12 protein-coding genes are annotated in these 12,752 nt (G+C 35.8%); all 12 read right to left on the reverse strand.

Annotated elements, in window-relative coordinates; translation table 11 throughout:
* Positions 1-47 precede the first annotated feature (47 nt).
* A complete protein-coding gene (locus MN204_RS03390) occupies positions 48-371 on the reverse strand; it encodes an NIPSNAP family protein (protein ID WP_249869682.1) in 324 nt (107 codons plus the stop codon).
* 41 nt (positions 372-412) lie between these two features.
* Positions 413-1,687 (reverse strand): TRAP transporter large permease, encoded by a 1,275-nt coding sequence (locus MN204_RS03395; protein ID WP_249869683.1) that lies wholly within the window; start codon positions 1,685-1,687, stop codon positions 413-415.
* A gap of 47 nt (positions 1,688-1,734) precedes the next feature.
* Positions 1,735-2,232, reverse strand: a complete 498-nt coding sequence (locus MN204_RS03400) for a TRAP transporter small permease (protein ID WP_249869684.1) — start codon at positions 2,230-2,232, stop codon at positions 1,735-1,737.
* Between the two features lie 129 nt (positions 2,233-2,361).
* Entirely contained in the window at positions 2,362-3,453 is a 1,092-nt protein-coding gene (locus MN204_RS03405; protein WP_249869685.1) for a TRAP transporter substrate-binding protein, read from the reverse strand.
* Between the two features lie 217 nt (positions 3,454-3,670).
* Entirely contained in the window at positions 3,671-4,774 is a 1,104-nt protein-coding gene (locus MN204_RS03410) for an acyl-CoA dehydrogenase family protein (RefSeq protein WP_249869686.1), read from the reverse strand.
* 52 nt (positions 4,775-4,826) lie between these two features.
* On the reverse strand, positions 4,827-5,990 hold the full coding sequence (locus MN204_RS03415; protein WP_249869687.1) for an acyl-CoA dehydrogenase family protein: 1,164 nt from the start codon (positions 5,988-5,990) through the stop codon (positions 4,827-4,829).
* Positions 5,991-6,158: 168 nt separating this feature from the next.
* Positions 6,159-7,343, reverse strand: coding sequence for an acetyl-CoA acetyltransferase (locus MN204_RS03420; RefSeq protein WP_249869688.1), 1,185 nt, complete (start codon positions 7,341-7,343; stop codon positions 6,159-6,161).
* 15 nt (positions 7,344-7,358) lie between these two features.
* Positions 7,359-8,759 carry an OB-fold domain-containing protein gene (locus MN204_RS03425; RefSeq protein WP_249869689.1) on the reverse strand — a complete coding sequence of 467 codons (1,401 nt, stop codon included), beginning with the start codon at positions 8,757-8,759 and terminating at the stop codon, positions 7,359-7,361.
* An 11-nt stretch (positions 8,760-8,770) separates the two neighbouring features.
* Entirely contained in the window at positions 8,771-9,187 is a 417-nt protein-coding gene (locus tag MN204_RS03430) for a MaoC/PaaZ C-terminal domain-containing protein (protein ID WP_249869690.1), read from the reverse strand.
* Positions 9,188-9,203: 16 nt separating this feature from the next.
* Positions 9,204-9,656 (reverse strand): MaoC family dehydratase N-terminal domain-containing protein, encoded by a 453-nt coding sequence (locus MN204_RS03435; RefSeq protein WP_249869691.1) that lies wholly within the window; start codon positions 9,654-9,656, stop codon positions 9,204-9,206.
* Positions 9,657-9,689: 33 nt separating this feature from the next.
* On the reverse strand, positions 9,690-10,601 hold the full coding sequence (locus tag MN204_RS03440; protein WP_249869692.1) for an SDR family NAD(P)-dependent oxidoreductase: 912 nt from the start codon (positions 10,599-10,601) through the stop codon (positions 9,690-9,692).
* Positions 10,602-10,702: 101 nt separating this feature from the next.
* Entirely contained in the window at positions 10,703-12,244 is a 1,542-nt protein-coding gene (locus MN204_RS03445; RefSeq protein ID WP_249869693.1) for a class I adenylate-forming enzyme family protein, read from the reverse strand.
* Positions 12,245-12,752 lie beyond the last annotated feature (508 nt).

Consider the following 12,752-nt stretch of genomic DNA (forward strand, 5'->3'; position numbering starts at 1 on the left):
AGTATCTTGCTAATCGTACCGCTTTCAATTCCGGTTGAAGATATGCTCTACTTTAACGCTGAATATTCAGTTGGTGTCATAATACTATTCATAATACGTAATGTTAATACGCCATTCTCTTCAGATTTCTGACGCCCTGTAACCCATTCAGGATCATTTAAAAATAAGGTCCAAGATTGTTCACGGTGAGCAAGGTCTTTGAACTCACATAGATAAACTAGCTTTGGTGCTTCACCAATTAATACATTCCAATATCCTATTACATTAATTTCGTGTTTTTCAAATAAAGGCTCTGTTAATCTCTGAAACCGTTCATGTAAGGCAGCAGCTTTACCCGGAGCAATGTAATATTCCCTTAGTTCATAAATCATTGAAATCACCTCTTTTAGAATTCGGTTGTATTTCTAAAATTTCACATTAGTGAAGGTAAATAAGTTGCAAGTTGTGGGAAAATAACCAATATTAAAATCAAAAGTAATAAAACAATAATAAAAGGAATCGAACCGATTAATACCTTATTAACTGGAACCCCCGAATTCTGATTCGTGATAAATAAATTCATTCCAACAGGCGGAGTAACTAAACCAATCTCAAGAAGAAGAACCAAAACAACCCCAAACCAAATCGGATCATAGCCAAGCCCAACAATTAAAGGATAAACAAGTGGCAATGTTAGTAACATAGTCCCAATTAAATCCATAAACATCCCTAAAATTAGATACATAAGAAAAATTAGTAATAAAACAGTTAATGGAGAAAAGCCACTTAAAGAAATTGCGTTCAATATATCATTCCCTACTCTTGTCATTGCAATATAATAGGAAAAAACATGAGCTCCTACGATAATAGTGAAAATCATCGCAGTTTGTCTGGCCGTTGTCATTAATGAATCAATAATTTGTTTAGCATTTAATCGTTTTAATGCCAAACCAATAACAAGTGCACCAACAGCACCAAAGGCTGCTGCCTCTGTGGTTGTCGCTATACCAAAATAGATAACAATCAAAACCAGAACGATTAATAGAATAGCTGGCCAGATAGTTTTTAATGACATCCATCTTTCCTTCCATGTATATTTTTCAGTTTTTATGTTGTTTTTAAGACCTATCGCCACAACTGTTATGCATAATAAAAAGGCAAGTAGCAATCCTGGTAATATCCCTGCGACCAACAGTTGTCCAATTGAATTTTCCGTCTGTATGCCGTATAAAATCAAAGGAACACTTGGTGGAATTAATGCTGCTAATGTACCTGTTGATGTAGCTACTAATCCCGATGCTATTGATTCTGGATATCTTGCCTGTATCATCTTAGGCACCGCTATTTGTGACATAACCGCAGTGGCAGCTATACTGGTTCCTGTCAGGGCACCAAAACCACCGCTTGCTAAAACTGTAGCAACTCCCGCTCCACCAGGTGTGTGACCGACCCATTTTAACATACTATCAAATATGTCATCTGCAACTTTACTTTTTGAAATAAAATGTGCCATTACGATAAATAAAGGAATTGCGCTGAAGGTAAAATTATTAACACTCCGATAGGCTGTTGTTGCTAATATACCATGTAAAACGTTATATCCTTCCGAAAAAAATATTCCGAACGAACCAACAAAAAGCAACACAAAACCAATTGGCATTCCTATAAATAATAAAACTAACAATAAAACAATACTAAAAAGGAGCATCCTTTCACCTCTGTTCCCTGTAATTTAAATACTTGTAAGGCAGGCTATTACTCAAATTCCTTTTTATTTCGTATTATATTAATTGAATCAATTATTAGGCGTAGACACAGTATAAAAATGCCTAAAGTAATGATCATCAAAGCAGGAGCTAAGGGAACTTTAAGTGGTCCAATAGACTGTATATTATTTGTAAGATATCTCAGTCCTTCATGAAAATTTTCTATGCCTAAAATAACAAGAACAGTTAAAGTTAATACATTACTAATCAGCCCGACAACCCTCTTTGTACTTTTTGAAAATTTACGATATAGAAAATTAACATTTACATGGCCGTTATGTTTCTGTGTGTAACTAATAGCAAAGTAAACAATAATAACCAATAAATATTCTCCAGTTAACTCCATTGTCCCAGCAATTGCGTTATTAAAAGCATATCTCATAAAAGCATCCGCAAAAATCCAGAACATCATCAAAAAAATAGTTCCCGCAGATATATAAGTCAAATAGTCATCAATCTTATCTAGCCATCTATTTAACAGATTCATGTCCGCCCTCCCTAGCAAAATAAAAAACAAAGTCACTCGAAGATACTTTCATGAATTTTATTGTTTCAACGAGTGACATCATTTTCTCTTCACTTTTTCCAGTATTTTTTAAAGATGGACTTCACATGTTTATTTTTCTACTTCTTTCTGAAACATTTCCAACACTTTTTTTGCATCCTCATTATCTAGTTTCTCAATCCAAGATCTATTAAATTCGTCATAATAGTTCTTCCACTGATCCTTTTCATCTTCTGTTAATTCATGTGTGGTAACCCCTTCCGATTCCACTAAATCTTGGAAAATTTCAAAATTTAGGGACTCTTGATATTCAGTCAATTTAATCCCTAACTCTTCACCTTCTTGAAGAAGAATTTCTTGAATGTCTGATGGTAAACTTTGATATACCTCTTCATTTATAATTAATCCTTCTACTGTAGACCCCATATTAAGACCTAGTACTGCATATTCTACCAATTCAAGAATTCCATATTTTTCTGCAGAAGCATAAGGAAAATGAAACGCATCTACAACCCCTGTATTAAAAGCAGTATAGAAATCAGATGGACTTAATGATACTGGAGTAGCTCCGAGGTCGGTAACCATTCCACTAAAAATATCACCCGTCGCTTTTATTTTTAATCCTTTCAAATCCTCTGGAACTTTAACTTCTTTCCCGTCCGTCATCATGTCGTATACAGGAATAAAAGCCAGAGACAAAGGTCTTACGCCATGATTTAAAAATTCATTTTCAAATATCGGCTCTTGTCGTGCTACTTTATTATAAGCTTTTGCACCTTGGGTAGTTGTTTCGTATAATCCAGGCATACTACTTAACATCACTGATAAAGGCATTTCATATGGCGTAAAAGGAGGAGTGAAATGGGAAATGTCTGCTATCCCGCTTTGCACCATTCTTAATGAGTCAGCAGCATTCCCAAGTTGTTGACCAGGATAAAACTCAAACTGAACCTGTCCCTCAGTTAAATCGGTTACCCTTTCCATAAAAGGTTCTAGAAATTCCGTAACAAGAAAAGTCTCTGCTGAATTCCATGTTGCTAGCTTTAGTCTGATTACATCATTATTAACTTCTATACCCTTTTGGCCACTCGTATTATTACTAGTTTCTGAACCTACACCTTCTGACGCAGAGCTACAGCCTGATAAAATTAAAAATAATAATATTAAACAGCTAGTTAATACCGATTGTTTTTTCAAAAGCATATTATTTCCCTCCTTATTTTTGAATTCAACAGTAATTCTCCCATTCACGTAGTTATCCTAGTAGAAAAAGTAGAATCTAAGTTAATACTTCCAGAGAAATACATAGTAGGTGGGTTTATCTATTACTAAAAACAATAGATAAGTTAAGTTTTCTTATATCCCTGAAGATAAGGTTTATTAGCATTACAACTTCAATAGTAATCTACTTTTTTAGGACTTAAATAGAAACTTTAACCTTCTCATCCAGTAATAAGCGGGAGATTAATTCTCTATGAAAATAAACATCGCCTAACATAGTTGCACTTCTCCTTGATCGCTTGAAATAGAGATGGACGTCGCTTTCCCATGTGTAACCAATTCCTCCGTGCATTTGAATTGCTGTTCCTGTAATTTCATTACTAGCGTCGGATACATAGGATTTAACTATAGAAGTTATTTTAACTATATCCTCATCCTCATTAGAATCGATTACAGCTGTAGCATAATCTAAAGCCGCTTTACTTCCTTCCAATAATAAATAAGATTCAGCAGCCATATGTTTTAATGCTTGAAACTTTGAGATTGATTGATTAAACTGTTTTCTTTCATTCGAATAGGCAACAGTTTTATTGAGAATTTCCTCACTAAGACCAACCATTTCAGCGCAAATTAATATTCTTCCAAGAGTCTCAATATCCTTGTGAATACTACTTTCTTCATCATTGTTAATTAAAAGGTTTTCAGTTGTGACATTGTATTCACTTAATATCACATCGTAAAGAGGGTATGTTTCGTCTATTGAATTTCTTTTCTTTACGGATACACTATCGTCACTCAAATTAACAATAGCAATCGCATCATTGTTACCTTCAAGCTCTACTTTGGTTAACATGTAATTAACATTTTCTGCAAATGGAACGAACGAGTATTTCCCAGTTAATTGAAAGCCCTCATGGCTTTTTCGCATACTTCCGTTATAAGATTCCCAAGCAATTGTACATAACTCTTCACAGGTTAATATTTCTTCATATATACTATTCGAGCCGTATTTTTGTAAAATGTATGATGCAACTGAATTCTCTAAGAGTGGAAATGGTAACAAAACCCTTCCAGCTTCTATTGAGGTTAAAACAGCATACGTAATACCTTCAATTGATTCTGATTTTTCTTCCCAACTGATAGTACTTAATAACCCTTGAGAAGAAAGGATCTCTATGAGTGAATCTGGTAAATTACCGTTTTCTAAGAATCCTCTTACTTTATCTATAGAAACATATTCTTTAAACATTCTATTAACGGATGCTTGTAAGATTTTTTCATCATTTGTATAATCAAAATTCATTTGCCTTCTCCTTTTGTATCATTATTATTTTTGGGTCTATACATTAAATTCATTACCTCTCCATACCTAATATTCTCTCTGCAATAATGTTTTTTTGTATTTGAGAGGTACCCGCGTAAATTGTCTCAGATCGCGACTTGATGAAGATATGATGAAATGCCCCCCATTTTACATCTTCTTCTCCCCAATACGGGGATTCACAACCTAAAACTTCCATTGCAAGTTCCCCAAATCTTTTGTGGTACTCACTCCAATATAACTTGTTAACTGAAGATTCAGTTGTGATTTTTTCATTATTAATTAATTTATTAACTGATTTCAGACCCAGGTATTTTAAAACCATAACCTCTGTATACATCTTCGCAATATTCTGTCTAAAATATGAACTACTTTTAATTGTTCTATCATTTTTACTTTCCAACTCTCCTGATATTTCAATCAAGTCTAGTAATTCTTGATGAAATGCAGCTGCCTTCTCAATGGTGTCTCCACCCCGTTCATAAGAGAATGCTCTCATGGCCACGTTCCAACCATTATTCACTCCACCAACTACACAGTCACCTTCAAGAACTACATCGTCAAAAAACACTTCTGAGAAACTATCCTCTTCTCCACTCATTTGCTTTAATGAGTTGATGGTAATACCTTCCGTATTCATTGGTAAGATAAAAAGAGTTATTCCTTTGTGCTTAGGTGCATCACTATCAGTCCTTGCTAGTAAAATACCGTAATCTGCAAACTTAGCATTACTTGCCCAAATCTTTTGACCATTTATTATCCACTTTCCATTTTTATACTCTGCTTTTGTACGTAGAGAGGCTAAATCAGAACCTGCATTTGGCTCAGAAAAACACTGACACCAATTTTCCTCCCCGCTAGCTATTTTAGATAAATAACGATTCTTTTGACTCTCTGTACCGAATTCAAGTAAGGTCGGTCCAACTATTACTTTTCCTACAAAATTTGCTCCACGCGGGGAGTTTAGTCTGGCACTTTCCTCATTAAATATTACCTGAAATACCTGATCCTTCCCTTGTCCATTATACTCGGGAGGCCATGTGGTAGCAGAATATCCTCCATTGAATAAAACTTTCTCCCAATCCAATCGTTGTTGATACGTGTACCTACCATTATTACTTTCCGGAATATTATCCAGTAACCAGTGACGTACCTTTTCTCTATATTCTTCATGTTCCTTGGAATATGATATATCCATCTAGTTAACCTCCATTGTTTAAATAAAATAATCCTTCCAATAAGTCGGAATATATCTGTATTATATGTCACTTAAAGTACAATCTAATCTTTCTTAAAATTGGTTTTAATTTTAAATTATTTATTCTTCAATAATAACTTTTTCTACATAGGTATATGTCACATCGTCTTAAGAAATCTCTTTACCGACAATTGAGACGAAAGATACACACTGCCATGGGTTTCCTCCAAGATTATGGGTAAGCCCTATCTTTGGATTATCAAGCTGACGTTTTCCTGCTTTACCTTGGAATTGAAGATACATTTCATACAACATCCGTAATCCGGTTGCCCCAATTGGGTGACCGAATGACTTTAAACCACCATCAGGATTTACCGGAAGTCTTCCATCCAGATCAAAATCACCATTCAGTACGTCTTTCCATGCTTGTCCTCGTTCACTAAAACCCAGGTCCTCATAAATAACGAGTTCAGTCGGTGTAAAACAATCATGTACTTCAGCCATGTCTATTTCCTCTCTCGGATTCTCTATACCAGCTTCCTTATAAGCTGCATTAGAAGCTACAATATTTTCACGAATAGAAGTGAAATCAAAGTCTTGCTTGATTCGTCCATCTCCAGGACCAGCTACAGTTGACAGCGCTTTCACATACATTGGATACTTTCGATATTTATGAGCATCCTCGCTCCTAACAATAACTGCAGCTGAAGCCCCATCCGCTACTCCAGAACAGTCCATAATCCCTAATGGGGAAGCAATTATGGGTGATTTTTCAATTTGTTCTAATGAGACTTCATTACGGAATTGTGCTTTTGGATTTAAAGAACCATTTTTATGATTTTTCCAGGCAATTCGTGATAATACTTTCTTTCCTTGTTTGGGATCAAGTCCATATTTATTAAAATAAGCGGGAGCAAGAAATGAAAAACTTGCAGGCGCTGTAATGTTTGGTGAGGTACCATCGGAAGGAGGTCTATTACTAACAAGTCCGCTATAACCCGAATCCTTCAGTTTCTCAACCCCGATAGCCAGTACCACATCAAATACACCAGATGCAACAGCATAACAAGCATTTCTAAAAGCTTCTGATCCTGTCGCACACATATTTTCAACCCTTGTTACCGGAATATATTTAGTTTTTAATGGCCCAGATAGTGTAATTCCCGCAACACCAGAATTCATAGTTCCTAACCAAGCAGCCTCTATATCAGTAGGCAAAATACCTGCATCATCTAGCGCATCATATGCTACTTCAACGAGTAGATCATCAACACTTTTATCCCAATGTTCTGCAAAACGAGTGCAACCCATACCAACAACGGCTACCCTATCTCGTATACCTTGTTTACCCATCTTTTACAGCTCCTTTTATCTTTTGGGTCTAACTTTCCAAAAGTAATTATGAATACCCCCAGCTTCGTAAAGACGACGGAAAGTTAATTCTACGTCCATGCCAATTTTAATTTCTGCTGGGTCACAATCGGTGACTTCAGAAATTATGCGGCCCCCACCCTCGAAGTCAATAACAGCCACAAGCGCTGGAGACGCTGGTGTAGGTGCAAGGTAGTCTAGAGTAAAAGTAACGATTTCAGCAGTACGTCCGAAGAAACGATAGTCTTCCATTTTATCCTTAGTTTGACATTCGACACAAACTCGTTGCTTCGGGAATTGCGGGGTATTACATACTTGACATTTGGAACCATAAAACCCCAAATTTTGGTCGTAATTTCTATACAAAGCTGGTGCTGATGGTCGTTCCTTAGCTGGTCTTCTTGGCGGTTCCATTTTGATAATTTCTTTCCACTTAAGGTAGTCTGCATATGAAAGTTCATTATTTTTAACTTCTATATAATCCCTGACTCCTCTACGTTTGGACAATTTTGCAATAGAATCTGTTACTTGATACAACATAATATCCGTTCCTTCTGCAAAATTTACAACTAATATGGTATCCCCCGGCTTTGCTTCTTCGAGGGCAGATATTAGCATTAAGCCTGAATGAGAACTTCCAGTTTGACCTACTTGGTCAAATAATGGATCCTGAATTTGTTCTTTACTCACTCCCAGACTTTTGGCAATTTTCAAATAACCTTTTGTTCCAGGTGCAGAAATAGCGACTTTAGATATATCAGAAATTGATAGATTATTATTATCTAGAAATTCCAATACCGATTCATATATTTTTGTTGTGTAGACTGAAGAAGCAAACCTATCCTCCCAGTTTTGTACAAATGGATCTCCTTCATTTCGCCATTGTTTTATGATTTCTACTTGCACACTAGTAGTATCAACAACTTTTGCAATCACATCTTCCCCGGTTCCTACAATAAACGAAACAGCACCATCTCCAAAAAGCTGTTCATTAGTACCCCCTGGACCACTCAATTGATGATCTGATGCTAATACAAGTGTAGTTCCTTCTTGATCTAACGCTACAAGTAATGAAGACGATCCTGCTCGCAAAGATTGCGCTGCTTCAATTCCCTTTACACCAGCACGAAGATCAAGTGCTTTTGAAATCGTAGGAATCGAAGACTTCTCTGTGTAGGGACCTGTAGTTGTCGCAAAAAATACTGAATCTATTTGTTCTGCATTAAATCCTTGCAAACAATCGATAGCTGCTTCGACACTCATAGAAACACTGTCCTCATCATAGCCAGCTACTGATTTCTCCCCACTTAATCCTGATGTTCCAAAGAACTCTTTTATTCTACTCCGTTGTAGTCGGTTGTATGGGATATAAGCTCCATATGAAATAATACCCTTCACCTTTTCCCCTCCTAACTAACTTTTTCCTTTGAAGGGAGTATTGCCTCAAATGTACCCGAAACCTTTACTTCACCTTCACTATTTTTAGCAAACACTTCACAGACCACCAATTTATTTTCTTTTTTTTCTAACACTCTTCCGCTAATCTGAATCACTTCACCTGGAAAGGTCATTTTCTTAAATCGAACATTTAATTTTTTTACATATTTTCTTGGAATCCAACTGGTTATTCCTTGAGCAGTCATCCCCATTATAAGCATTCCATGGGCTATGATTCCTGTTCCAGCCTGTTCACCAGCTTCTTCCACGGTATGCAGAGGATTAAAATCTCCTGAAGCACCTGCATATTTTACTAATTGGATTCTAGTAATCTCTTCCTTTTTTATATTCGGAAAACTGTGGCCTACTTTTATTTCCTCAAAATACATTTATACTCCTCCTAAATTAATGCAATTGGATTAAGACATTTTTTGATATCGCTACCAACTCCCCATTTTGATTAGTGTACTTGCTCTCAGTTGTTATTAAATCCATACCACCTAAAGTTCCTTTTTTCGTTTCAACTTTTGTAACCTTTGCAGTGACTGTTAAAATATCACCTGCATAAACGTCTTTTAAAAATTCATATTCCTGTTCACCATGTAATATATTTGTTACGTTTAGTTTGAGTTTCTCCATTTTTTCTTGAAAGCCATAACCTCCCCATAAATCAATGACTGTTAGATAAGTTAACGGTATTGGAATCCTCTTGAAGCCTTCAATTTGGGCAGATTCGAGATTATAATATATTGGATTATCATCTCCTATTGCCATTGCGAATTCTTTTATTTTACCTTTTTCAACTTCAAAGCTATAAGGGTCATACTCTATTCCAATTAACTCCTTTACGTTTGACATATTTTCATCCCCTTTAATGACAGTATCAAGTTCTCAAGCTAACGGATCATACGGAAATACATCTGCACTCACTTCAAGTGGTGTAAAACTAGATTTAAGTGCACCCTTAATAGAAGCAATTTTTTCCACTGTCCAGCCATCCGAATTATAAACAGACCGAATCGGACGGGGTTGAGAAAATACCATGATTTCTTTTCCTCTAACACCAAAAATTTGAGATGTTACATCAGCGGCATCTTCAGAACTCAAGTAGGCAACTAGAGGCGCAATATGAGCTGGAGATAATCTCTTACTTCTTTCAACTCTTTCCTGATCTTCATCACTTTCTGTTGGGATTGTACCAACGAGGCGACTCCAAGCAAATGGAGCAATTGCGTTTGCTGTTACATTGTATCGAGCCATATCTAATGCAGTCACATTTGTCAGTCCCCAAATACCTAATTTTGCAGCGGCGTAGTTTCCTTGACCAATATTACCTATCAGTCCTGATGTTGAAGTCATGTTAATAAATCTTCCACTTTTTTGTTCTTTGAAAAATGGAGCAGCGGCCCTCGTTACATTAAAAGCCCCCTTCAAATGGACAGATATAACAGCATCCCATTCTTGTTCACTCATCTTAAAAATCATACGGTCCCTTAGATTGCCTGCATTATTGACAACGATATCAATTTGACCAAAAGTATCAATTGCAGTCTTAACGATTCCTTCTGCGTCATTATACTGTGCTACAGAATCATAATTCGCTACTCCAACACCACCGGCAGCTTCAATTTCTCCGACGACTTCATCAGCTACTTTTGTATCATTACCTTCTCCATCGACTCCACCACCGAGATCATTTACAACGACTTTTGCACCTTCCTTTGCCATTAAAATTGCAATTTCACGTCCAATTCCGCGACCTGCACCTGTTACTATTGCAACCTTGTTTTCTAAGTTCTTCATAAAAACATCAACCTCTTTCTCCGTTTAATTATTTATGAATAATCAATAAATCAGGAAAATTATATTGCCCATATACTAATAAAGTAATGATTTTATGGCATTTAATACTTCACATTTATTTCTGGACTTCTTCTCAATTCATATTTTAAAATTTTACCTGATGGATTGCGGGGTAACGACGGTAGAAAATCTAATTTTTTAATTTGTTGGTACTTTGCTAAGTTTTGATTACAGTATTCAATAATTTCTTGTTCTGATATCTCTCGTCCCTTTTTTAAAACAACGTAAGCCATTGGTACTTCTCCCCAATTATGATCTGGTGTACCAACAACCGCTGATTCCAAAACAGCATCATGTAAATTAATTACTTGTTCAATATCTTTTGGATAAACATTTACTCCACCACTGATAATCATATCTTTCTTGCGATCAAGCAGATAATAGAATCCATCATCATCCATTTTTCCCATATCACCAGTACGGAACCAACCATCAGTTATAAAGGATTTTTCCATCTCCTCGGGAAGTTTATAGTAACCGTCAAACATAATTGGACCACGAATAGCAAATTCACCCCCTTCTCCGACCTTAACATCATTCCCATCTTCATCAATAAGGCGAACTTCCATGTCACTAATCTGTTGCCCAATACTAGATGCTTTTTCTAACACCTTATCAGGTTGTAACATAATATAGGTTCCAGCTTCTGTCGAACCAAAAAACTCTAAAAAATCACACTTAAACTTGTTTACAATCTGTATTTTCAGTTCTTTCGATGCAGGTGCACCAGCTGAAAGTAATAATTTTAATGACGACAAGTTGTATTGATCAAATGAAGAAACTTGTAACATTCTGCTATATTGAGTAGGGACGAAAAAGGACTGAGAAATTTGTTGATCCTCGATTACTTGTAGTGTTTTTTCTGGATTGAAATCACGTGTAATTACTATTTTAGATCCTAAGATACATGTTCTAAATACAAGAATAAAACCTGTTGAATGGTATATAGGCACTGTAATCAGCATCGTATCTTTAATAGTTATATCCCAGAAAACTGCAGAACGAATAGTACGATATATTTGTTTACCATGTGTAATCATGCTACCTTTAGGGCTTGATGTTGTCCCCGATGAAAAAAGAATAGCAAATAAATCGTTAGAATTTACTTCAACTTGAGGTTCTATATTTGAATAACTCTTTATAAGTTCCTCATATTGAACAAAAGGTTTGTCCGATTGAGAACCTATGACAATGGTTGCTGTAGGACTGATCTCATTAAATTGTTCCATAGTCTGCTCAAACTTCTGCAACTGTTCTATTTCCACAAACATATACTTTACATCTGATTTATTAACAAGTTCAGAAAGGTTCCTACCTTCTACCATATAATTTATCGGGACTGCCACTGCGCCAGAAACAGAAATTGCATAGAGAATCTCTACCATCTCTAAACGATTTCGCATGTAAATAGCAATATGATCTCCTTTTTCAACGCCCATATCTAATAAAGCATTTGCTAAAACACTTACACGATGATAAAGTTCGCGAAACGTCAAAGACTCATTACCATACACAACCGCAATTTCATTAGGTTTGTTTTTCGCATGAACTCTTAGACCTGAATGGACATTCCCATAATTCATAATTATCTCCCACCCTATATTAATCTTAAATATATTGAATGTACTTTTAGTGGTAATTAGTAACTATAAAATGGAATTCCAATTTGGATGTGGTACCATTTTAACAGTCAATTACTTCTTTCTCGATAAAGTTTGGATTTTCATTACGACATAACTCTTTCTTTAACCGAGCAACGGGTTACATTATAGTTTTAAGAATTAACCCATTCAAAGGGTTCGTTTAAGCAGTAATCATATGTGCAATAATTGTTACCGATTTGTATGCTTCACTCGTAAATGCCCTGGCAATTGCCATCTTGATCAGTTCATAGTCCCTCAGATAGTAACCATAACCTTTGATAAGATGATAATTTTGAGCCTTTATAGAATGCTAAATGATGTTTAACTGCTTGAAAACTTCAAATTTAACTTCGAATTGTTCCCATACGGATACATACTTGACTGTCATTTCTAATACCTTCCGCATACCACCAACCATTTTCATACACTGTAATACTTGTTGCTTTTT

Origin of the sequence: Oceanobacillus saliphilus, from assembly GCF_023522835.1 — a bacterium.
GTDB lineage: Bacteria > Bacillota > Bacilli > Bacillales > Amphibacillaceae > Oceanobacillus > Oceanobacillus saliphilus.